Genomic DNA, 21880 nt, shown 5'->3' on the forward strand with positions numbered 1-21880 from the left:
TCACCAGACAGCGTCCGGTTTACAGCGCCATGTCAGCCGCTGGGTTGGCCTCAGGGGCAGCGGCAGGCGTGGCCGGCGCCGCGGTGGCGCCTGGCTTGCCGATTGCCGGTGGCGGTGCCAGTTGCAGGACTTCGCTGGTGTAAGCCCACTCTTGCGCAACGCGCTCAGGGCTTTCGTTGAGCTTGGTGCCATAGCTCGGCACGATCTGGTGCAGTTTTTCCTGCCAGGCTGGACTGGCGACCTTGTCCTTGAAGACCTTCTCAAGCACGCTCAACATGATCGGTGCAGCGGTCGAGGCGCCTGGCGAGGCACCCAGCAGGCCGGCGATGCTGCCGTCCTCGGACGCGACCACTTCGGTGCCGAGTTTGAGCACGCCGCCCTTCTCTTCATCACGCTTGATGATCTGCACGCGCTGACCAGCCTGCCACAGGCGCCAGTCTTCCTGCTTGGCGTCCGGGAAGTACTCTTTCAGGGCGTTGAAGCGATCTTCATCCGACAGCATCAGTTGACCGGCCAGGTACTCGACCAGTGGGTACTGTTCGATACCGACCTTGGTCATCGGCCACACGTTGTGGGTCGTGGTGCTGGTCAGCAAGTCGAAGTACGAACCGTTCTTCAGGAACTTGGTGGAGAAGGTTGCGAACGGGCCAAACAGGATCACGCGCTTGCCATCGAGCACACGGGTGTCCAGGTGCGGAACCGACATTGGCGGTGCGCCCACCGAAGCCTTGCCGTAGGCCTTGGCCAGGTGCATCTGGGCGACAGTCGGGTTTTCAGTGACCAGGAACGAACCACCCACCGGGAAACCTGCGTATTCACGTGCCTGCGGGATGTCAGACTTCTGCAGCAGGTGCAAGGCACCACCGCCGGCGCCGATGAACACAAACTTGGCGTCGGTCTCGGTTTCGGTACCGTCTTTCAGGTTCTTGTACGAAACGCGCCAGGTGCCGTCTTCGTTGCGGGTGATCTCTTCCACTTCGCTGGACAGCTTGAGGGAGAAATTCGGCTTGGTCTGCAGGTAAGCCGCAAATTGGCGCGTGATTTCGCCGAAGTTCACGTCGGTGCCCAGTGGACTCCAGGTGGCCGCGACTTTCTGGCTCGGGTCACGCCCTTGCATCATCAGTGGGACCCACTTGCTGATCTGCTCGCGATCTTCGGAATACTGCATGCCGGCGAACAACGGGCTGGCCTGGAGGGCTTCGTAGCGCTTCTTCAGGAACGCGATGTTGTCATCACCCCATACGAAGCTCATGTGCGGTGTGGAGTTGATGAACGAACGCGGATCCTTCAGCACACCGCTCTTGACCTGCCAGGACCAGAACTGACGGGAGATCTGGAAGGCTTCGTTGATTTCGATGGCCTTGGCGATCTCGACCTTGCCGTTCTTGTCTTCCGGCGTGTAGTTCAGCTCGGCCAGCGCAGAGTGACCGGTACCGGCATTGTTCCAACCGTTGGAACTCTCTTGGGCAACACCGTCCAGACGCTCGACCATTTCCATGGTCCAGCCCGGCTCCAGCTCGTTGAGCCAGACGCCGAGTGTCGAGCTCATGATGCCCCCACCAATGAGCAAGACATCAACTTTTTTCGGCTCGGCGGCGTGCGTGGTCGCAAGACCCATCGCCATCGCCAGGCCCAGTAGCGCCGTGTGTGTTTTCTTCAACATGTGTGTATCCCTAGGATGAACGCCATTCCGTCCACCTGTCCTGGTCAAGGATGGACCACATCCACAGCCGGCAACGCCAGCAGGAGGGGTATCGAGACGGACAGGAGGATGGACCTACAGGGCCGAGCAATACGTCGGCCTCTCGTTTATATCTCTCCGGCGCTGACTTCTTGTAGGTCTTGGCTTCAGCTGGGTGAGGGATGCTGCAAACGTATTCATCGGGCCTGGCATGGCCGTGCCCGATTGTCGCAGCGGGGGGAGTTTACATAAGGAAATAAACAGACCGAAGCGTCTTTTTACACGACGGGCGAAAACGCCGACCAAATGACGGCATTTTGCTGGCTCTCGGGGCCGATTGACCTACCCAAGCATCTGGCTCAACACCGCCCGCAACTTGCCAGGCTTGACCGGCTTGTTGAGCAGTGGCGCATCCAGCTTGCGCAAGGCGCGGCGGCACTGATCGCTGCGGTCGGCGGTGATGATCACCGCCGGGATCGCCTGGTGGAAATGCTCGCGCAGATGCTTGACCACTTCACACCCCACGACCCCGTGATCCAGGTGGAAATCCGCCAGGATCAACTCCGGCGCCCGCCCTTGCAGCACATCAAGGGCGCCCGCTTCGTCGGTGGCGGCCAGGACTTCGCAGCCCCACTGCCCCAACAGCGCCGCCATGCTTTGCAAGATGCTCAACTCATTGTCGATCACCAACAAACGCCGCCCTGGCAGTGGGTTGCCGGCGACCGCCTGTGCCGGAACCTGCGACACCGGCAGGGGTTTTTCGCTGGACAGCGGCACCTCGATGCTGAACACCGAGCCCCGTCCCGGCCGAGAACGCACCTGCACCCGATAACCGAGGATGTGGGCGATGCGTTCGACAATCGCCAACCCCAGGCCCACGCCTTTGCGATCCGCCGCCCGACCGACGTCGAGCTGGTTGAATTCCAGGAAAATCGACTCCAGGCAATCGGCCGCAATGCCACGCCCCGTGTCCCAGACCTCAACGCTCAAGTGTCCACCCCGGCGCCGGGCCACCAGGAGAATGCCGCCCTGATCGGTGTAGCGACAGGCATTGCTCAGCAGGTTGCGCAGGATACGGCTGATCAATCGCAGGTCGGTCAGCACGGCTTCGTCGCCAAACCGCACCCGCAGCTCCAACCCTGCGGCGCCGGCCACCGATTGAAACTCTGAAACCAGCGGCCCCAACAACTCATCCAGCCGATACGGCGCCAGGTCGGGCTTGACGGCGGCCTGGTCCAGCCGGGAAATATCCAGCAGGTCGGTGAGCAGGTCTTCGGCCCCCTCGAGTGCCTGGTGGGTCCGTTCGACCAGCACATGCTCGGCGGTAGGCAACTGGCGCTCACGCAACGTGGCGATCAGCAGGCGGGCGGCGTTGAGCGGCTGCAACAGGTCATGGCTCGCGGCGGCCAGGTATTTGTCCTTGCTGCGGTTGGCGGCTTGGGCGGCGTCCCGGGCATCGCGCAACTGTTGCTCGATCAGTTCGCGCTGGACAATCTGCTGCTGCAGGTTGTGGTTGGCCTCCAGTAATGCGTCGGTGCGCTCGGCCACTCGCTGCTCCAGTCGATCATTGAGCTGTTGCAGGTGCTGCCGGGCCTGTTCCAGCTCATCGAGGCGCGCCGCCAGTTCCGGGTAGTGACTCTTGCGCGTCGAGTGATTGCCCAGCCCCAGCAGCCCGGCCAAGGCCTTTTGCTGCTCGTCAGAGGGCTTCGCCATAGACAACCTCGACATCCCGCTGGCTCGACTCCCGAGGATTGGTAAGGATGCACGGGTCGTGCATCGCATGCTGCGACAGGAACGGAATGTCCGAGGTGCTCACGCCATGCAGGCCCAGGGTCTCGTGGAAACCGATGGTGCGCTTGAGGGCAATCAGGTGTTCCACCAGCCGGGTGCGGATCTGCCGGTGGTTGAGCCCCCGACAGTCGATGCCCAGTGTCTCGGCAATCACTTTGAAACGGTCCGGCGCCGAGTTGTAGTTGAACGCCACCACGTGCTCCACCAATACCGCGTTGCACAAGCCATGGGGCAAATCGAGGAAACCGCCCAGGCTGTGGGACATCGCATGCACGGCACCCAGGATTGCGTTGGAGAACGCCAGCCCGGCCTGCATGCTGCCCAGCATGATTTTTTCCCGCAGGGCGACGTCCGCCGGGTTGGCGATCATCTGCACCAGGTTGCCGTTGATCAGGCGCATCGCTTCCAGCGCATGAGGGTCGGTCAACGGGCCATGGCCGGTGGACACGAATGCCTCGATGGCATGCACCAGGGCGTCGATGCCGGTACAGGCGGACAGGAACGGGTCCATGCTCAGGGTGGTTTCCGGATCGATCAACGATACGTCCGGCACCGCCGCCTTGCTGACAATGGAAAATTTCATCCGCTCTTGCTGGTTGGAAATGATCACGAATTGCGACACGTCAGCCGACGTCCCCGCCGTGGTGGGAATCAGGATCAGCGGCGGGCTGGGTACGTGCAGGGTGTCGACGCCTTCGAACTCGAGGATGTTGCGGCCGTGGGCCACGACAATGCCGATGCCTTTGCCGCAATCCATGGGGCTGCCACCGCCCACCGCGACGATGACATCGCAATGGTTTTCCCGGTAAAGGTCGGCACCGAGCATCACTTCCTCGACCCGAGGATTGGGCGAGACCGCACTATAGACACAGTATTCGATGCCTTGGGCCTGCAGGCTGGCTTCGACGTCAGCCACCCAACCGGCGGCGATGACCCCGGGATCGGTGACGATCAGCACCTTGCGTGCACCGAAGGTCTTGGCGTAATTGCCGACATTGTGCCGACAACCGGCACCGAACATGATTTCAGGGGAAACGAACTTGCGCAGCGGGCTGAGGCTCATCTTTTCAGGTACGTGGCTCATCGGTAAGCCTGTTGTTATTGTCTTGGGATACCTTGAGCCTAAAGCATCCCACCGTGATTGCAATCAGACCATTGGGTAGCCCGGCCTGAACGCGTCAGGCCGGGCCGGCTCTCATCGGTTAGCGAAGTACATCGTCACTTCAAAGCCAATACGCAGGTCGGTGTACGCGGGTTTAGTCCACATGGGTCTTTCCTCTTCTTGTACCGGGCGATTCCGGCAAGGTCATTAATGCACGCCACGACTGGGGCTCGAATGCTACTTTCGAAGCGGTGGGTGGGGTGCGTTGGTACTACTGGAGAAGCGAGCACCTATGGCGAGGGAAACTTGCTCGCGCCGAGCTCTGTAGCTGTGTAGGAGCCGTGTAGGAGCTGTCGAGTGCAACGAGGCTGCGATCTTTCCCCAGACACTTGAATCTCAAGCGAAAGATCAAGATCAAGATCAAAAGATCGCAGGCTTCGCCAGCTCCTACAGGGCCCTGGGTTAGAAGAACCCCAACGGATTGATGTCGTAGCTCACCAGCAGGTTCTTGGTCTGCTGGTAGTGGTCGAGCATCATCTTGTGGGTTTCACGCCCCACGCCGGACTTCTTGTAGCCACCGAACGCGGCGTGGGCCGGGTACAGGTGGTAGCAGTTGGTCCACACACGACCGGCCTTGATCGCCCGGCCCATGCGGTAGGCACGGTTGATGTCGCGGGTCCACAGGCCGGCGCCGAGGCCGAACTCGGTGTCGTTGGCGATCGCCAGGGCTTCGGCTTCGTCCTTGAAGGTGGTCACACCCACTACCGGGCCGAAGATCTCTTCCTGGAACACACGCATTTTGTTGTGGCCCTTGAGCAGGGTTGGCTGGATGTAATAGCCGCTCGACAAATCCCCCTCGAGTCGCTCGGCCGCACCGCCGGTGAGCAATTCGGCGCCCTCTTGCTGGGCAATTTCAAGGTACGACAGGATCTTGTCGAATTGCTGCTCGGACGCCTGTGCGCCGACCATGGTCTCGGTGTCCAGCGGGTTGCCACGCTTGATCTTGGCGATCTTTTTCATCACCTCGGCCATGAACGGCGCGTAGATCGACTCCTGCACCAGGGCGCGGGATGGGCAGGTGCAGACTTCACCCTGGTTGAAGAACGCCAGCACCAGGCCTTCGGCGGCTTTCTCGATGAAGGCCGGCTCGGCCTGCATGATGTCTTCGAAGAAGATGTTCGGCGACTTGCCGCCCAGTTCCACGGTAGACGGGATGATGTTCTCGGCGGCGCATTTCATGATGTGCGAGCCCACCGGGGTAGAACCGGTGAAGGCGATCTTGGCGATGCGCTTGCTGGTGGCCAGGGCTTCACCGGCTTCGCGACCGAAACCATGGACGATGTTCAACACTCCAGGCGGCAGCAGGTCGGCAACCAGCTCGATGAAGACCATGATCGACAGCGGCGTCTGTTCGGCCGGCTTGAGCACGATGCAGTTACCGGCAGCCAGGGCCGGGGCGAGTTTCCAGGCGGCCATCAGCAACGGGAAGTTCCACGGGATGATCTGCCCGACCACGCCCAGCGGCTCGTGGAAATGATAGGCCGTGGTCAGCTCGTTGATCTCGGCCGCCCCACCCTCTTGGGCGCGGATGCAGCCAGCGAAATAACGAAAATGGTCGGCCGCCAGCGGCACGTCGGCATTGAGGGTTTCGCGTACGGCCTTGCCGTTGTCCCAGGTTTCGCTGACGGCGAGGATTTCCAGGTTCTGCTCGATGCGGTCGGCAATTTTCAACAGTACCAGGGAACGGTCCTGCACCGAGGTCTTGCCCCAGGCATCGGCCGCGGCGTGGGCGGCATCCAGTGCCTTGTCGATGTCGGCGGCGTTGGAACGCGGGAATTCGGCAATGACTTCGCCATTGACCGGGGACGTGTTGGTGAAGTATTCGCCGTTGACCGGCGCGACGAATTCGCCGCCGATGAAATTGCCATAGCGCGGTTTGAAGGAAACGACGGCGCCTGGGGTTCCGGGTTGTGCATAGATCATGATGGGGCCTCTGCCTGGTCGATGCCTGTCACAGGACAGGCGATAGGCCGATGGTAGAGAGCCCCGCCTGCCGGACGAATGCGTCGTTGGCAGGGGGGCTCTCGTTATTTGGTCGTAGATTTCAAGCACTGGGGCGAGGATATTTGGCGAAACGTCTGTGGGAGCAAGGCTTGCCCGCGATGAAGGCGACGCGGTCTTCCAAGGAACCGAGGCGGCTGCATCGCGAGTAAGCTTTGCTCCCACAGGGCAGTCGCCACAAGGGCAACGCCCGGCTCAATATTTACTCAGCGCTTGGCCACCAAGTCTTTCGGCAACTTGAAGGTCCAGAGCATGCCGCCCTGGTTGAAGTCCTTCACGCGCTTGGCCACCTCGCCGCCCCACAGCGGCACCGCGCCGCCCCAGCCGGAGACCACGGAGACGTATTGCTCGCCGTCCATTTCCCAGGTGATGGGTGAGCCGAGCACGCCGGAGCCCGTCTGGAATTCCCAGACCTTTTCCCCGGTCTTGGCGTTGAACGCCTGCAGGAACCCTTCAGGCGTGCCGGTGAACACCAGGTTGCCCTTGGTGGTCAGGACCCCGCCCCACAGCGGCGCGTAGTTCTTGTGGCGCCAGACTTCCTTGCCGGTCTTGGGGTCGATGGCCCGCAGCACGCCGATGTAATCCTCGTTCAGCGGCTTGATGGTGAAACCGGCCCCGAGGAACGCGGCGCCTTTCTTGTAGGCGATGCCTTCGTTCCAGATGTCCATGCCCCACTCGTTGGACGGTACGTAGAACAACCCGGTGTCCTGGTTGTAGGCCATCGGCATCCAGTTTTTCGCGCCGAGGAAAGCCGGTGCGACGAACACCGAACTGCCCTTGGCTTCGCTGCCCGGCGCGCCCGGACGGCTGGCCTCGTTGTAGATCGGCCGCCCGTCCTTGTCCAGGCCAGTGGCCCAGGTGATCTTGTCGACAAACGGGAAGCCGCGGATGAACTTGCCGTTGGTGCGGTCGAGCACGTAGAAGAAGCCGTTACGGTCAGCGGTCGCCGCCGCCTTGATGTCCTTGCCGCCTTCCTTGTAGTTGAACGAGATCAGTTCATTGACGCCGTCATAGTCCCAGCCGTCGTGAGGCGTGCTCTGGAAGTGCCACTTGATGGTGCCGTCGTCCGGGTTCAGGGCCAGGCGCGACGACGAATAGAGGTTGTCGCCAGGACGCAGGTGGGAGTTCCAGGGGGCCGGGTTGCCGGTCCCGAACAGCAACAGGTTGGTTTCCGGATCGTAGTAGCCACCCAGCCAAGGCGCGGCGCCGCCGGTTTTCCAGAGGTCGCCCGGCCAGGTCTTGCCGGCCTCGCCGCCGGAAATCCCATTCTCGATGGCTTTACCGTCCTTGTAGACGTAGCCCATGTGGCCTTCGACGGTTGGGCGAGTCCACAGCAGGTCACCGTTCTTCGGGTCGTAGGCACTGATCTGGCCCACCACGCCGAACTCGCCTCCGGCCACACCGGTGATCAGCTTGCCGTTGATGACCAGCGGCGCGGCACTGATGGAATAACCTGCCTTGTGGTCAGCCACCTTCTTGCTCCACACCACTTTGCCGGTGTCCTTGTTCAGGGCCACGAGCTTGGCGTCGAGGGTGCCGAAGAACACCAGGTCGCCATACAACGCCACGCCGCGGTTGATCACGTCGCAGCAAGGACGGATGTCATCGGGCAGGCGCGCATCGTATTGCCACAGCTTCTTGCCGGTGCGCGCATCCACTGCGAATACCCGCGAATAGGAACCGGTGAGGTACATCACCCCGTCCTTGATCATCGGCTGGGCCTGCTGGCCGCGCTGCTTTTCGCCGCCGAAGGAGAACGCCCAGACCGGTCGCAGGTCCTTCACGTTATTGACATTGAGGGTATCGAGCGGGCTGTAGCGCTGGCCCTGGACCCCCAGGCCGTTGGTCACGATCTGTTGCGGGTTTTTCGGGTCCTGGAGAATTTCCTGATCGGTCACGGCTGCAAGGGCCGAACCGGACAGCAGCATGGCACTGAGCAGCAGGCTCACGGCGAAGGGTTGGCGACGTGCGGGATGACTCATGACGGCTACCTCTGCGGTTATTGTTATACCCGGGAATTTTTCCCGGTCTGCCACAGATTCTTGGGCTCGGAGCCGTTGCCAACAATTGCCCGCAGTGTTGAGTTTTCTAGTTCCTTGGTACATACGAGAGACGAGACAGGGCTCATTGTGGCGAGGATATCTATTCCCGCTGGAATAAAGCAGCAAGGAGCTGTGTAGGAGCTGTGTAGGAGCTGTCGAGCGCAGCGAGGCTGCGATCTTTCCCAATACACTTGAATCTCAAGCGAAAGATCAAAAGATCAAAAGCTCGCAGCCTTCGGCAGCTCCTACAGGATCAGTGGGTCTCCACCCGTTTCATCCCCGCCCGCTCGTAACGCGGATAGAGATGACTGACGCTGCGAATCAACTCATAGCGGCTCAGGCTGATCCCGGCGAAGCGCTCGGGGATGGGGCTGCGGATCATCTCGGCCATGTCGTCGCCCCGGGCCGCGCCGTCGCGCATCAGTTGGTCGAGCCAGCCCAGGTAGTCGCGCATCTGCGCAAAGGGCCGGGCGTCGCTCGCGACCGGGCCGTGGCCAGGCACGACCTGCTTCCAGGGCAAGGCCTGCAAGGTGTCCAAGTCCCTGAGCCAGACCTCCAGGCCTGGGCTGTTGGGAGTGGTCAGGGCGCGTTCGTAAAAGACCAGGTCGCCGGCGAACAGGACGCCGGTGGTTTCGTCGAGGATCGCCAGGTCAGCCCCGGTGTGCCCGGCCAGTTGCAACAGGCGCAGCGAGTGATCGCCCACCTTCAACGTACCGGGGCTCAGCACCTGGGTCGGCAACACCACCTCGGTGCCGCGCATCCAGTCGCCCACCAGCCGGTACATGTTCTCCGCCAATGCATCGCCCTGTTGCCGCAGCAGGTCGGTGGTGCCCGCCAAGGCGGAAATGGGCACGTCGCTGAAGGCCTGGTTGCCCAATACGTGGTCGGGGTGATGATGGGTCAGCAGGACCTGGATCACCGGTTTATCGGTGGTCGCGGCAATGGCCTGGCGCAACGCCTCGCCGTAGCGCTTCGACGGCCCGGTGTCGATCACCACCACGCCGGCATCGGTGACGATGAACGCGGTGTTGACGATGTTGCCACCGTTGGACTTGGCAAAATTCTCGGTGCTGCCTTCCAGCAGCCAGGTGCCTTCGGCGATCTGCCGGGGCTTGAGTGAGTAATCGGTGGCGGACCATGCCGGCAGGCAGAGGCCAAGACAGATCAGTAACAGCCAGCGCATGATGCGCTCCTTTTGTGGTCAGGGAATGGCCGCCTCGAACTCGTTGCCACTGTTGTCGCGCAGCACCAGGCGGGTCTGGCCCGAGCCTCGGATGTCGAAGCCCAGGTTGGGGTTTTCGCTGACCGCCGGGAACAGCTCCAGGCGCGCCAGCACCTGGCCGTCGGCGTCCAGCAGTTGCGCCTGGTTGAGGAAAAACTCCGGGATGCCGCTCACCAGGCCGTTATCCATCGGATGAGCCACCTGCAGGCGCAGGCGGCTCGACTCGCCTCGGGGATAGCGGGCCCCCAACACCTCGCCCAGGTGTTCCTCCCAACCCGGCTGGGTGCGCACCACGCTGGGCGCGGTGCAGCCACCACCGGCCGCGTCGATCAGGGTCGAGCCGACGTGCCACAGGCCATCGCGGGTCTGCACGGCGGCGCGCAACGGCGTGGCTTGTTCGATGCGAATGCGGATCGACAGCCAGGGCAGCACTCGCTCCCCCGGTTGGAAGTCGACGATTTTCGGCAACGGGTTCAGTTCGGCCCAGGCCAGCACCCGCACGACGTCACCGGTGAAGGCCCGGGCGTCGATTTCCAGTGGCACCTGGCGTGCGTCTTCGGCAAAGGGGGGCGCCAGCAGCCGCACCCGATCGTCGAACACGAACGGCGCGTCCCCCAGCAATTGCTTGTGATAAAAGGCCCACATCACCGACGGCACCGGGTCCTTTCCTGGTTCGACTGCCATCGCCAGCCACGGCAGGCACCACAACAGCAGGCCATACGCTCGCCAGTTCATCCCTGCGCTCCTATTGGTACATTTCGGGTACTTCGTAGCGCAGGCCATAGCGGGCATACACCGCTTTGAGGCTGCCGTCGCGGATCAAACCTTCCAGTGCCTCTTCCACCGCATAGGCCAACTGACGGTTGCTTTCATGCACCGCCATGCCGATTTCCCAGCGTTGCTTACCCATGTTCGGGTAGGCATTTTCCGCCAGCGCCAGTTGCGGATCGGCGGCCTCGTGCACTTGCCAATCGACTTCCCCACGCATGGCCATGACGGCGTCCACCTCCCCGGCCTGCATGGCCTTGAAGGCCTGGCTGACACCGGGATAGTGGTGAGTCTTGGCTCTGAGCATGCCGTTGAACACCGACGTCAGGTAGAACGATGGAACGCTGTCGACTTCGACGCCAATGGGGTGCTGCTGGAACACCGCGACACTGCCCACCGAATCCAAACGTCGCCGGTCATACGCCACCTGCCAGCACTCCTGCTGATAAGGGCCGAACATCACCACCTGGGCGTTTGCCAGTTCGCCGATGTCGTTGCGCCTTTGCGCATAGTCGTGATCGTAGGGCACGCGCATCATCAGGTCGGCCAATTGCCGCTCGTGCAACGGACTGCTGCGCCAGATGTAGTCGCGCAGGTCGTCATCGAGCTTCTCGCCGGGCGGCGCCCACATCAGTTTCAGACGCACGCCCATGGCCTTGGCCAATGCCTGGGCCAGCTCAACGTCCACGCCCCTGGGTTGGCCGTGATCTTCGAAACTGTAGGGCGCGAAGTCCTTGTAGACCGCGACCTTCAACTCACCGGCGGCGATCATCTGGTCGTAGCTGCGCACCTGCGCCTGTACCGCCTGGCCACACAGCAGCAGGCAGCACATTACCCACGCGAACAGGCGCATGGCGATCACTCCTCGACGTGCACGCTGTCGAGATAGGTGCGCACCGCCCACAAGGCTTCCTGGCTCAGGTAGTCGGCCATTTTCGGCATGTAGACCCGGCCGTCGCGCACCGCACCGTGACGTACGCGCTCGACAAACCACTCATCGCCGGCGTCGGCGGCGTCGAGCAGGCGCAAGTCCGGGGCGATCCCGCCCGACTTGGCTTCCAGGCCGTGGCAGGCCGCGCAGTTCTGGTTATAGGCCGATGAGCCGATCTCCAGCGCCCGGTCGTGTTCGGGTGAGGCGCGATAAGGGTTCACCGTGGCCCAGCCGTCACCGTCCAGTGCGACACCGGTGTCCTTGATCGGGGTCAGGCCCTTGGTTTCCACTGCCTGGGGCACTACGTTGCCATGGGCCCATACGGAGCCTGCGCCGGCCAGCCCCATCAGCAGTGCGGTAGCGATGATGGCGTTGCGTTTTGTTGTCATTGTTATGCCCTCTAGATTGCACGCAAGACCTCTGTGAAGAAGCCGTGCCGTCATCTTAGGAACCCCCTGCCGCCAGCCGAATGCTGCTTTAGTGGTCGGGGTCTAGTTCCTTGGTAGCAGGCCATCCGACGCAGGTCGTAAAGACAGGCGGCTCGGGAAGTCTTCCCGGCAAGGGCGGGACTTTTTCCGTATCGGCAAAGTCGTGGTGCGACACACCCTAGTCAGGCCAAAACCTTTCACTGGGAACTGCCACCATGAGAATAAAAACGCTACCCGCCCTTTCCTCCCTGACCGTTGCCTTGCTGCTGGCCGGCAGTCTGTCGTCGAGTCCTTCGGCGAGCGCTGCCGTCACCTGGGAAGACATCGCCAACGACCACCTGACCACCAAGGACGTGCTGCAGTACGGCATGGGCACCAACGCCCAGCGCTGGAGCCCGCTGGCCCAGGTCAACGACAAGAACGTGTTCAAGCTGAGCCCGGCCTGGTCCTACTCATTCGGCGACGAGAAGCAGCGCGGCCAGGAATCCCAGGCCATCGTCAGCGACGGCGTGGTGTACGTCACCGGCTCGTACTCGCGGGTGTTCGCCCTCGACGCCAAGACCGGCAAGCGCCTGTGGACCTACAACCACCGGCTGCCGGACAACATTCGCCCGTGCTGCGACGTGGTCAACCGCGGCGCGGCCATCTATGGCGACAAGATCTACTTCGGCACCCTGGACGCCCGCGTCGTCGCCCTGAACAAAAACACCGGCAAAGTGGTGTGGAACAAAAAGTTCGGCGACCACGCCGGCGGCTACACCATGACCGGTGCCCCGGTGCTGATCAAGGACAAGACCAGTGGCAAGGTCCTGCTGATCCATGGCAGTTCCGGCGACGAGTTCGGTGTGGTCGGGCAACTGTTCGCTCGCGATCCGGACACCGGCGAAGAAGTCTGGATGCGCCCGTTCGTCGAAGGCCACATGGGCCGCCTCAACGGCAAGGACAGCACACCGACCGGCGACGTCAAGGCGCCCTCCTGGCCCGACGACAAGACTACTGAAACCGGCAAGGTCGAAGCCTGGAGCCACGGCGGCGGCGCACCTTGGCAGAGCGCCAGTTTCGACGCCGAGACCAACACCATCATCGTTGGCGCGGGCAACCCCGGCCCGTGGAACACTTGGGCGCGCACGTCCAAGGATGGCAACCCACACGACTACGACAGCCTCTACACCTCCGGCCAGGTCGGGGTCGACCCAAGCACTGGCGAAGTGAAATGGTTCTACCAACACACGCCCAACGACGCCTGGGACTTCTCCGGCAACAACGAGCTGGTGCTGTTCGACTACAAGGACAAGGACGGCAAGGTGGTCAAGGCCACCGCCCACGCCGACCGCAACGGTTTCTTCTACGTGGTGGACCGCAACAACGGCAAGCTGCAGAACGCATTCCCCTTTGTCGACAACATCACCTGGGCCAGCCACATCGACCTCAAGACCGGTCGCCCGGTGGAGAACCCCGGCCAGCGGCCGGCCAAGCCATTGCCCGGTGAAACCAAGGGCAAGCCGGTGGAGGTCTCGCCGCCCTTCCTCGGGGGCAAGAACTGGAACCCCATGGCCTACAGCCAGGACACCGGCCTGTTCTACGTCCCCGGCAACCAGTGGAAAGAGGAATACTGGACCGAGCAAGTGAACTACAAGAAGGGCTCGGCCTACCTGGGCATGGGCTTTCGCATCAAGCGCATGTATGACGATCACGTCGGCAGCCTGCGGGCGATGAACCCCACCACCGGCAAGGTGGTCTGGGAGCACAAGGAACCGCTGCCGCTGTGGGCCGGCGTGCTGGCGACCAAGGGCAACCTGGTGTTCACCGGCACCGGCGACGGCTTCTTCAAGGCCTTCGACGCCAAGACCGGCAAGGAGCTGTGGAAATTCCAGACCGGCAGCGGCATCGTCTCCCCGCCCATCACCTGGGAGCAGGACGGCGAACAGTACATCGGCGTGACCGTTGGCTACGGCGGCGCCGTGCCATTGTGGGGCGGCGACATGGCCGAGCTGACCAAGCCCGTGGCCCAGGGTGGGTCGTTCTGGGTGTTCAAGATTCCGAGTTGGGATAAGGCGACGGCGCAGAAATAACCCAGACCTGTACCCCATCCCCTGTGGGAGCGAGCTTGCTCGCGATAGCGCAGTGTCAGTCAACATGAATGCCGGCTGAACCACCGCCATCGCGAGCAAGCTCGCTCCCACATCAGCCTTCCGGGTTCCCTCGCTATGAACTATCTACCCCTTGTATTGCTACTGATTGCCGCGAACGCTAGTGCCGACGACTCTGACACCCCCCTGACAATCAACGGCTGCCTCATCGCCGAGTCCAGCCAATGCCCCGGCGCCAACCTGCGCGGTGCGAAACTGGCGAACCAGGACCTGCGCAAAATGAACCTCAGCGGTGCCGACCTGCGCGACGCCGACCTGCGGCACGCGCGGCTGGACCTGGCCAACCTTGAGAAAGCCCAGCTACAGGGCGCCAACCTGACCCGTGCCAGCCTGCAACAAAGCAACCTGCGCCTGGCGGACTTCAGCGGCGCCACACTCAAGGCGATCCAGGGTTGGGGCCTGTTCGCCCAGGGCGCGCAATTCCAGCGTGCCGACCTGACAGCGGCCTACCTGCAATTCGCCCGCTTGTCCGGCGCCCGCTTGCACGAGGCCAACCTGCAGGCCGCGGACCTGGAGATGGCCTGGCTGAGCAAGGCCGACCTCAAGGGCGCCGACCTGCGCGACGCCAACCTGCAGGAAGCCAAGCTCGGCGAAAGCAACTTGGAACAGGCCAACCTGAGCGGTTCTCGCCAGCATTACGGAAATTTCCAGGATGCGAACATGCAAGGCTGTACGGGGTGCCCGATGTCGTGGGATCAGTGAAGATTTGTGGCTAGGGACCGCAGGGCTGTGTAGGCGCTGGCGAAGCCTGCGATCTTTTGATTTTTCGCTCCAGACTCAATCGACAGCGCAAAGATCGCAGCCTCGCTTCGCTCGACAGCTCCTACGGGTGCCTCCAACCAGGAGCAAGCTCCCTCGCGGTTTCAACCCGCCACCCGCACCACCCCCATGTCGATCCCCAAATGCACCAGCTCGGCATGGGAACTGACCTGCAACTTGCTTTTGAGCAACGTCAGGTGGTTGGACACGGTCTTGGCGCTGATGCACAGCTGTTCGGCGATGGTGCGGGCGGGTGTGCCCTTGGCGAGCATGACGAAAATCTCCAACTCCCGTTGGGTCATGGATTGCAGGCGCGGGTCGGCATCCTGGCGCGAGCGGGTGCAGGCCAGTTGCGTGGCCAGGGATTGTTCGATGTAGGCATGCCCGGCCAGCACCCGGCGTACCGCTTCCATCAGCACCTGGGGTGCCGAATTCTTGGTCAGGTAGCCTGCTGCGCCAGCGTCCAATGCCTGGCGCACCAAGGGCAATTCATCGTGCATGCTGAAGAACAACACTCGCAGTTGGGGCAGGCGCTGGCGTAGCCGCCGGGTGGTTTCCAAGCCACTGATACCGGGCAGGCCGAAGTCCATGATCACCAGGTGGGGCACCTGCTCCTGCACCAGGCTCAACGCCTCTTCACCGGTGGCTGCTTCGCGCACTTGCAAGTCCGGCATCAACACCCGCAACAGGCTGGCATAGCCCTGCCGAACCACCGCATGGTCGTCCACCAACAAAATGTTCATCACGCCTCCAGGGCAATATTCAAGGCCAGCGCCCAACCGGCGCCAGGCTGGCTGATGATGCGCAGCTCACCACCGAGGCTGCGCGCCCGCTCGCACATCGAGTGCAAGCCAACACCGGCACGCGGGGGTTGCGTCGCTCCGCAACCGTTGTCGCGCACCAGCAACCGCAGGCGCCCGGCGCGGTGTTGCAGGCGAATCCGCACCTCTGTGGCGCCGGCATGCCGGGCCACGTTGGTCAGCGCTTCCTGCAACAGGCGATACAGGTGGGTCTTGTCCGCCCCGGACAAGGGCGGCAGCGCTTCGTCGATCCGCAACTGACAGGCGATGCCCTGGTTGGCCTGCCATTGCCCGGCCAACAGCCCGATGGCCTCGCACAGCGGCAGGTGCTGCAACACCACCGGGTACAAGTCATGCACCAGCGACCGGAACCCCCGTTGCAAATGCTCGCAATGCTCCTCGAGTTGGCTGACGGTCTGCTCCAGCGCCGGTGGCTGGTCCATCACCAGCCGCAGCAGGCAGGCGCGGGCACGAATGCCAGCCACGTATTGGCCCAGGTCGTCGTGCAGGGTCTGGGCCAACCGGGTGCGCTCCTGTTCCTGCACGGCCAGCAAGGCCTGGGTAAGCCGGGCGTTATCGGCCTGGGCCTCGGCGAGGGCGGCGGTCATGCGGTTGAAATGCCCCGCCAGATGCTGCGCCTCCGGGACACCTTCCGTGCCCAGGCGCACCTGCAGGTTCCCGGCAGACACCTGACGCAATGCGTGCAACAACTCATCGAGCAGACGCATGCCCCGGCGTACCGCCCAGCGAATGACCAACAGGCTGAGCGACAGCGCCAGGGCGCAGACGTACAACAGTTGCACCAAGGAATCGAAAATCTCGTCGATTTCATCGCGCGGATCGACGGCAATCCAGGCCCGCCGACCGTCAGGCAAGTCCACCACCTGGGCCGCCGGGCCGTCGTCCAATAGACGACGGCCGAGCCAGGCCTTCATCCCGTCTTCATCCGCCGGGAACAGTTCCCCAGGGGCCAGCCAACGGACCCGTACATGACGCAGGCTGCCGGTCAACCGCGGCTGGAGACTGGCCGGATCGCGCTCGGCGGTTTCGCGCAGGTAATGCACCACCGACTCGGCCGATTGCAGCTCTCGCTTCACATCGGCCATGGCCTGGTGCAACAGCAGGACCGCGCAAGCCAGGGTGACCAGCGCGAAAAAGGTGCAAACCCAGAGGTTGATGCGCAAGAGGGCGGACATGGTTAGCGGCCCATTTGCGGAAGGAACTCGCAATCTATGTGCACACCACAGTTCCCTTGTGGGAGCGGGCTTGCTCGCGAAAGCGGTGGGTCAGCTGGCATAGGTATCGACAGTGCTGTCGCCTTCGCGAGCAAGCTCGCTCCCACAGGGGGTTGTGGGTGCTTGATGGTTTTGTGCTTGCCAGACAACCGATCAACCCCGATCAAACTCAAGATCAGCAGAAACGGCAACAGCAGCGCTTTGAGAATCCGCATGGTCCGTCCGCTCCTGTCAATGACGATTGCCTTGCATCCTAAAACCCCCGCATCCAAGCTGAGTTACTACCTTGGTACTGCACCGGCGGTACTTTCTGCATATTTCCCCATGGCCGCAGGCTTCCTATGCTGGCGCTACCTGCAATGGAGGATGTCATGCGCCGGCTCGTCAGTTACGCCTTGGTTTCTCTGCTGGCAGCGGCAACCGCTCACGCGGGCGATGCCACGCCGCTGCAAGTGCGCATCGGCTACCTGGGTTATCGCCCCGACCCAGGCCCGTTGCTGTCCAACGTCATTGCCGAACCGACCGATGCCGGGTTGCGTGGTGCTGAACTGGCGATCGTCGACAGCAACAGCACCGGGCGTTTTCTCAAGCACGACTACCGCCTGGAAAGCGCCAGCGTCGACAATCCCGAAGCGCTGCTCCAAGCCGCCCGAGCCCAACACGACCAGGGCCTGCGGCTGTTCGTGGTCAACGCGCCGTCCGCCAGCCTGCGCCAGCTCAGCGCCGCCCTGCCCGACAGCCTGCTGTTCAACGCCGGCAGCCCCGACGACAGCCTGCGCACCACCGACTGCCTGGGCAACGTGCTGCACAGCCTGCCCGACCGCGCCATGCTCGCCGACGCCCTGGTGCAGTTCAGCGTCGTGCGCAAATGGCAGCGGGCCTTGCTGATCGTCGGCCAGACGCCCGAGGACCAGGCCTATGCCGCCGCATTGCGTCGAGCCATGAAACGCTTCGGCATGAAGGTCGTCGCCGAGAAGGCCTGGCAGTTCGACAACGACCAGCGCCGCAGCGCCCAGGCCGACATGCCGCTGTTCACCCAGACTGCCGAGTACGACGTGGTGCTGGTGGCCGATGAGCGCGGCGACTTCGGCGAATACCTGCCCTACCAGACCTGGTACCCACGCCCGGTGGCCGGCACCCAAGGGCTGAAGCCCACCGGTTGGCACAAGACCGTGGAAACCTACGGCGCGGCACAGTTGCAAAAACGCTTCGAAGCCCTGGCCGGACGCTGGATGAACGACCGCGATTTCGCCGCTTGGATCGCCGTGCGCAGCATCGCCAGCGCCGTGAGCAAGTTGCGTCAGGATGCCCCCCTCGCCATCCGCCAACTGGCCTTAAGCGACCAGTTACCGCTGGACGGTTTCAAGGGTCGCAAGCTCAGCTACCGGCCCTGGAACGGCCAGTTGCGCCAACCGATTCCCTTGGTCCAACCCCGGGCATTGGTCAGCACCTCGCCCCAGGACGGTTTTCTGCACCCCTCCAATGAAATGGACAGCCTGGGTTACGACCAGCCCGAAGTGAGCTGCCGTTACCCCTGATCGATAACAACAATAAGGAAACCGCCATGCGCCGCTCCCTGATTTACCCGGCCCGGCTCTGCCCGACCCGACTGTGCAAAGCCCTCGCCCTGGGCGCAGCGTTGCTTGCCGCCGGCCCGAGCGCCGCCGCCAGCATCGCCTGGGTCTCCAACGAGAAAGACAACAGCCTGAGCCTGATCGACATGCAGAGCCTGGAGGTCATCGAGACCCTGCCGGTGGGCCAACGCCCCCGAGGCCTATTGCTGTCCCACGACAGTCGCCTGCTGTACATCTGCGCCAGCGACTCGGACCGGGTCCAGGTGATGGACGTCGCCACCCGCAAGATCATCAAGGAACTGCCCTCCGGCAAGGACCCGGAGCAGTTCGCCCTGCACCCCAACGACCGCTGGCTGTATGTCTCCAACGAAGACGATGCCCTGGTCACCGTGATCGACACCCAGACCTCCGAAGTGCTCGGCCAGATCGGCGTGGGTGTCGAGCCCGAAGGCATGGCCGTCAGCCCTGACGGCAAGTGGGCGGTCAACACCAGTGAAACCACGAACATGCTGCACTGGATCGACACCAGCACCCAGACCCTGGCCGATAACACCCTGGTGGACCAGCGGCCACGTTTCGTCGAATTCAATCGCGACGGTACGCAGCTCTGGGCCTCGGCGGAGATCGGCGGGACGTTGACCATCCTCGACGTTGCCACGCGCCAGGTGCTCAAGACGCTGACGTTCCAGATCAAGGGCGTGCACCCGGACAAGGTCCAGCCGGTGGGCGTCAAGCTCAGTGCCGACGGCAAGCTGGCGTTCGTCGCCCTGGGCCCAGCCAACCATGTGGCGGTGATCGACGCCAAGACCTTCGAAGTGCTGGATTACCTGCTGGTCGGTCGGCGCGTCTGGCAACTGGCATTTACCCCGGACCAGAAGCAACTGCTGGCGACCAATGGCGTGAGCGGCGATGTCTCGGTGATCGACGTGGAGAGCCGCAAAGTCCTGAAGTCAGTGAAAGTCGGGCGTTACCCTTGGGGCGTGGTGGTCACGCCATGAACGCCCTGGAGGTCAGCGACCTGAGCTTTGCCTATGGCGCGCGCGAAGCCCTCAAGCAGATGAATTTCTGCCTGCCCGCCGGACACTTCGCCGCGCTGCTGGGGCCCAATGGCGCCGGCAAGTCGACGCTGATCGCCCTGCTCACGCGCCTGTACGACCTGCAACGCGGCGACATCCGCGTCGCAGGTCATTCCCTGCAAAAATCTCCGCGTCCGGCCTTGCGCCAGTTGGGCGTGGTGTTCCAACAGAGCACCCTGGACCTGGACTTGAGCATTGAACAGAACCTGCGTTATCACCTGGCGCTGCACGGTTTTTCGCGGCGCCAGGGCAGTGCCCGTATCGACGCTGAACTGAGTCGCCAGCAACTGACCGAGCGCCGCCACGAGCGGGTACGCGACCTCAACGGTGGTCATCGGCGCCGGGTGGAAATCGCCCGCGCCCTGCTCCACGAACCGCGCCTGTTGCTGCTCGACGAACCCAGCGTCGGCCTTGATCCGGCCAGTCGCCTCGCCCTGGGCCTGCACATCCGGCAACTGTGCAGCGAGCAAGGCATCAGCGTGCTCTGGACCACTCACCTGCTGGACGAAGTGCAGCCCAGCGACGACCTGTTGATCGTGCACCAGGGCCGCCTGGTCGCCAGCGGGCAGGCCGACGCGGTGAGCCTGGAACACGGCGGCACCCTCGGTTCGGCCTTCACCCGCTTGACCGCCTCGGGAGTCCGGCCATGAATGCTTACTGGCAATGTTTCAGCGGCATCGTAACGCGCGAATGGCTGCGTTTCGTGCTGCAACGCACCCGGCTGCTCAGCGCCCTGGTACGGCCCCTGCTGTGGCTGCTGGTGTTCGCCGCCGGCTTTCGCGCGGCACTGGGCATCGCCATCATCGCGCCCTACGACACCTACATCCCCTATGAGGTGTACATCGTGCCCGGGCTGGCCTGCATGAGCCTGTTGTTCAACGGCATGCAGGGCTCGCTGTCGATGGTCTACGACCGGGAAATGGGCAGCATGCGCGTGCTGCTCACCAGCCCCCTGCCGCGGGCTTTCCTGCTGGCGAGCAAGTTGTTGGCGACCTCGCTGATCTCGCTGTTGCAGGTCTATGCCTTTCTCGCCATCGCCTGGCTGTACGGCATCCAGCCACCGACCATGGGCCTGCTACTGGCCCTCCCGGCCCTGTTGCTGGTGGCCCTGATGCTCAGCGCCCTGGGCTTGCTGCTGTCCAATGCCATCCGGCAACTGGAGAACTTCGCCGGGGTGATGAATTTCGTGATATTCCCGATGTTCTTCCTGTCTTCAGCGCTGTACCCACTGTGGAAAATGCAGGAAGCCAGTCCTTGGCTGTACTGGCTTTGCGCGGTCAGCCCGTTTACCCATGGCGTGGAGTTGGTGCGTTTTGCGCTGTATGAGCAATTCAACCTGCTGGCGATGGCGGTGTGCGCGGGGTTGACCCTGCTGTTCGCACTGTTGGCGGTGTGGACGTTCAATCCGCAGCATGCGGCGTTGCGCAAGGCCGGCAGCTAACGCCTCATTGCACCGAACCCTGTGGGGGCAAAGCTTGCTCGCGATGGCGGCGGCTCATCCAGAATTGATGCTGACTGGCACACCGTTATCGCGAGCAAGCTTTGCTCCCACAGGGTTCGGTGCATGTTCTCCATGTCGCGCCGGTCTTTAGCACTAAAATTACTACTTTAGTACCGGTTTTCCTGTCTATGGTCGCATTCACAAGACCTCGACCCTGGCATGTAATGGGCGCATAACAAAAAGGATAAATCCTATGCCCCGTTTGCTGGCGATCCTCCTGCTGGGCCTGGTGCTGAATGTCGCGCAGGCCGATACCGCGTTGTTTTCAGCGCAGGGCTATCGCATCGCCCAATACCGCAGCCCGACGCCCGCCACCGTCGACGGCGCCCAGACCCTCGACACCCAGGCCCTGCAACGCCTGCTCAGTCAAGCCCAGCCTCCGGTGCTGATCGACGTTTATCGTCGGCCGTGGCTCCAAGGGCGCTTCATCGACAACGAACCCCACGCCAACCTTCCCGGCAGCCTGTGGCTGGCCAATACCGGCGACGGCGACCTCGATCCGACCTGGCAGGACTACTTCAGCCATCACCTGCGCACGGCCACCGGCGGGCGGTTGGATTCGCCGTTGGTCTTTTATTGCCGCGCCGATTGCTGGCTGAGCTGGAACGCGGTAAAACGCGCCGCTGCCATGGGCTATAACCATGTGTACTGGTATCGCGATGGCCTCGATGCGTGGGAGGCGGCCAACCTGCCCCTGCAAGCCGCCCGGCCCGAACCCTTTCCCTGATCTTGCAAGAAGTGCGTGCAACTGCCCTGCCC

Annotated in this window: 19 protein-coding genes; 7 read left to right on the forward strand and 12 right to left on the reverse strand. The window is 62.9% G+C overall.

Annotation, left to right across the window (positions count from 1 at the left end):
• Positions 1-19 precede the first annotated feature (19 nt).
• The 10 genes from mqo to pedF all read right to left on the reverse strand — a co-directional run bounded on the left by mqo (position 20) and on the right by pedF (position 11987).
• Entirely contained in the window at positions 20-1663 is a 1644-nt protein-coding gene (gene mqo, locus AC09SL_RS24555) for a malate dehydrogenase (quinone) (protein ID WP_058546849.1), read from the reverse strand.
• Positions 1664-2023: 360 nt separating this feature from the next.
• Positions 2024-3394, reverse strand: coding sequence for a hybrid sensor histidine kinase/response regulator (locus AC09SL_RS24560; protein WP_058546848.1), 1371 nt, complete (start codon positions 3392-3394; stop codon positions 2024-2026).
• Positions 3378-4535 (reverse strand): alcohol dehydrogenase-like regulatory protein ErcA, encoded by a 1158-nt coding sequence (gene ercA, locus AC09SL_RS24565; RefSeq protein ID WP_116643763.1) that lies wholly within the window; start codon positions 4533-4535, stop codon positions 3378-3380. Before ercA ends, AC09SL_RS24560 begins: the two co-directional genes overlap by 17 nt.
• Positions 4536-4667: 132 nt before the next feature.
• A complete protein-coding gene (pqqA, locus tag AC09SL_RS24570; protein WP_003243383.1) occupies positions 4668-4739 on the reverse strand; it encodes a pyrroloquinoline quinone precursor peptide PqqA in 72 nt (23 codons plus the stop codon).
• Between the two features lie 297 nt (positions 4740-5036).
• The gene (exaC, locus tag AC09SL_RS24575) at positions 5037-6557 is read right to left on the reverse strand and encodes an acetaldehyde dehydrogenase ExaC (RefSeq protein ID WP_064107087.1); all 1521 of its coding nucleotides are present in this window, start codon (positions 6555-6557) and stop codon (positions 5037-5039) included.
• 284 nt (positions 6558-6841) lie between these two features.
• The gene (locus tag AC09SL_RS24580) at positions 6842-8617 is read right to left on the reverse strand and encodes a PQQ-dependent methanol/ethanol family dehydrogenase (protein WP_058546846.1); all 1776 of its coding nucleotides are present in this window, start codon (positions 8615-8617) and stop codon (positions 6842-6844) included.
• Between the two features lie 313 nt (positions 8618-8930).
• Complete coding sequence (locus AC09SL_RS24585) at positions 8931-9860, reverse strand: quinoprotein relay system zinc metallohydrolase 1 (RefSeq protein ID WP_058546845.1); 930 nt, start codon at positions 9858-9860, stop codon at positions 8931-8933.
• Between the two features lie 18 nt (positions 9861-9878).
• The gene (locus tag AC09SL_RS24590) at positions 9879-10634 is read right to left on the reverse strand and encodes a quinoprotein dehydrogenase-associated SoxYZ-like carrier (RefSeq protein ID WP_058546844.1); all 756 of its coding nucleotides are present in this window, start codon (positions 10632-10634) and stop codon (positions 9879-9881) included.
• Between the two features lie 10 nt (positions 10635-10644).
• Positions 10645-11520, reverse strand: a complete 876-nt coding sequence (locus AC09SL_RS24595; RefSeq protein ID WP_058546843.1) for a substrate-binding periplasmic protein — start codon at positions 11518-11520, stop codon at positions 10645-10647.
• 5 nt (positions 11521-11525) lie between these two features.
• The gene (gene pedF, locus AC09SL_RS24600) at positions 11526-11987 is read right to left on the reverse strand and encodes a cytochrome c-550 PedF (RefSeq protein WP_064107086.1); all 462 of its coding nucleotides are present in this window, start codon (positions 11985-11987) and stop codon (positions 11526-11528) included.
• A 254-nt stretch (positions 11988-12241) separates the two neighbouring features.
• On the opposite strand from pedF, the gene exaA reads away from it, so the two are divergent.
• Together exaA and AC09SL_RS24610 are read left to right on the forward strand one after the other, a co-directional pair.
• Positions 12242-14098, forward strand: coding sequence for a quinoprotein ethanol dehydrogenase (gene exaA / locus AC09SL_RS24605; RefSeq protein WP_064107085.1), 1857 nt, complete (start codon positions 12242-12244; stop codon positions 14096-14098).
• A 135-nt stretch (positions 14099-14233) separates the two neighbouring features.
• Positions 14234-14878, forward strand: coding sequence for a pentapeptide repeat-containing protein (locus tag AC09SL_RS24610; RefSeq protein WP_058543948.1), 645 nt, complete (start codon positions 14234-14236; stop codon positions 14876-14878).
• A 161-nt stretch (positions 14879-15039) separates the two neighbouring features.
• On the opposite strand, the gene AC09SL_RS24615 is transcribed toward AC09SL_RS24610, so the two are convergent.
• Both AC09SL_RS24615 and AC09SL_RS24620 read right to left on the reverse strand, forming a co-directional pair.
• Positions 15040-15678, reverse strand: coding sequence for a response regulator (locus AC09SL_RS24615; RefSeq protein WP_058543949.1), 639 nt, complete (start codon positions 15676-15678; stop codon positions 15040-15042).
• Complete coding sequence (locus AC09SL_RS24620; protein ID WP_058543950.1) at positions 15678-16931, reverse strand: HAMP domain-containing sensor histidine kinase; 1254 nt, start codon at positions 16929-16931, stop codon at positions 15678-15680. Before AC09SL_RS24620 ends, AC09SL_RS24615 begins: the two co-directional genes overlap by 1 nt.
• 410 nt (positions 16932-17341) lie before the next feature.
• Here AC09SL_RS24620 and AC09SL_RS24625 point away from each other — a divergent pair, with 410 nt between their 5' ends.
• From AC09SL_RS24625 to AC09SL_RS24645, 5 genes are all read left to right on the forward strand, one after another.
• The gene (locus tag AC09SL_RS24625; protein ID WP_058544882.1) at positions 17342-18508 is read left to right on the forward strand and encodes an ABC transporter substrate-binding protein; all 1167 of its coding nucleotides are present in this window, start codon (positions 17342-17344) and stop codon (positions 18506-18508) included.
• A gap of 26 nt (positions 18509-18534) precedes the next feature.
• Positions 18535-19542: a YVTN family beta-propeller repeat protein gene (locus AC09SL_RS24630; RefSeq protein WP_058544881.1), complete on the forward strand. Its 1008-nt coding sequence runs from the start codon at positions 18535-18537 to the stop codon at positions 19540-19542.
• Complete coding sequence (locus AC09SL_RS24635) at positions 19539-20270, forward strand: ABC transporter ATP-binding protein (RefSeq protein ID WP_058544880.1); 732 nt, start codon at positions 19539-19541, stop codon at positions 20268-20270. Before AC09SL_RS24630 ends, AC09SL_RS24635 begins: the two co-directional genes overlap by 4 nt.
• Complete coding sequence (locus AC09SL_RS24640) at positions 20267-21061, forward strand: ABC transporter permease (RefSeq protein ID WP_058544879.1); 795 nt, start codon at positions 20267-20269, stop codon at positions 21059-21061. Before AC09SL_RS24635 ends, AC09SL_RS24640 begins: the two co-directional genes overlap by 4 nt.
• 253 nt (positions 21062-21314) lie before the next feature.
• Positions 21315-21848: a PQQ-dependent catabolism-associated CXXCW motif protein gene (locus tag AC09SL_RS24645; protein ID WP_058544878.1), complete on the forward strand. Its 534-nt coding sequence runs from the start codon at positions 21315-21317 to the stop codon at positions 21846-21848.
• Positions 21849-21880: the final 32 nt, after the last annotated feature.

This window comes from Pseudomonas sp. PF05 (assembly GCF_056521845.1).

Bases quoted from the DNA above. Each gene is read 5' to 3' on its own strand.
- AC09SL_RS24645 (WP_058544878.1), top strand. From the start codon at position 21,315: ATGCCCCGTTTGCTGGCGATCCTCCTGCTGGGCCTGGTGCTGAATGTC.
- AC09SL_RS24620 (WP_058543950.1), bottom strand. From the start codon at position 16,931: ATGTCCGCCCTCTTGCGCATCAACCTCTGGGTTTGCACCTTTTTCGCG.
- AC09SL_RS24590 (WP_058546844.1), bottom strand. From the start codon at position 10,634: ATGAACTGGCGAGCGTATGGCCTGCTGTTGTGGTGCCTGCCGTGGCTG.
- AC09SL_RS24610 (WP_058543948.1), top strand. From the start codon at position 14,234: ATGAACTATCTACCCCTTGTATTGCTACTGATTGCCGCGAACGCTAGT.
- AC09SL_RS24580 (WP_058546846.1), bottom strand. From the start codon at position 8,617: ATGAGTCATCCCGCACGTCGCCAACCCTTCGCCGTGAGCCTGCTGCTC.
- AC09SL_RS24630 (WP_058544881.1), top strand. From the start codon at position 18,535: ATGCGCCGCTCCCTGATTTACCCGGCCCGGCTCTGCCCGACCCGACTG.
- AC09SL_RS24560 (WP_058546848.1), bottom strand. From the start codon at position 3,394: ATGGCGAAGCCCTCTGACGAGCAGCAAAAGGCCTTGGCCGGGCTGCTG.
- AC09SL_RS24625 (WP_058544882.1), top strand. From the start codon at position 17,342: ATGCGCCGGCTCGTCAGTTACGCCTTGGTTTCTCTGCTGGCAGCGGCA.
- pedF (WP_064107086.1), bottom strand. From the start codon at position 11,987: ATGACAACAAAACGCAACGCCATCATCGCTACCGCACTGCTGATGGGG.
- AC09SL_RS24595 (WP_058546843.1), bottom strand. From the start codon at position 11,520: ATGCGCCTGTTCGCGTGGGTAATGTGCTGCCTGCTGCTGTGTGGCCAG.
- AC09SL_RS24585 (WP_058546845.1), bottom strand. From the start codon at position 9,860: ATGCGCTGGCTGTTACTGATCTGTCTTGGCCTCTGCCTGCCGGCATGG.
- mqo (WP_058546849.1), bottom strand. From the start codon at position 1,663: ATGTTGAAGAAAACACACACGGCGCTACTGGGCCTGGCGATGGCGATG.
- exaA (WP_064107085.1), top strand. From the start codon at position 12,242: ATGAGAATAAAAACGCTACCCGCCCTTTCCTCCCTGACCGTTGCCTTG.
- AC09SL_RS24640 (WP_058544879.1), top strand. From the start codon at position 20,267: ATGAATGCTTACTGGCAATGTTTCAGCGGCATCGTAACGCGCGAATGG.
- ercA (WP_116643763.1), bottom strand. From the start codon at position 4,535: ATGAGCCTCAGCCCGCTGCGCAAGTTCGTTTCCCCTGAAATCATGTTC.
- AC09SL_RS24615 (WP_058543949.1), bottom strand. From the start codon at position 15,678: ATGAACATTTTGTTGGTGGACGACCATGCGGTGGTTCGGCAGGGCTAT.
- AC09SL_RS24635 (WP_058544880.1), top strand. From the start codon at position 19,539: ATGAACGCCCTGGAGGTCAGCGACCTGAGCTTTGCCTATGGCGCGCGC.
- exaC (WP_064107087.1), bottom strand. From the start codon at position 6,557: ATGATCTATGCACAACCCGGAACCCCAGGCGCCGTCGTTTCCTTCAAA.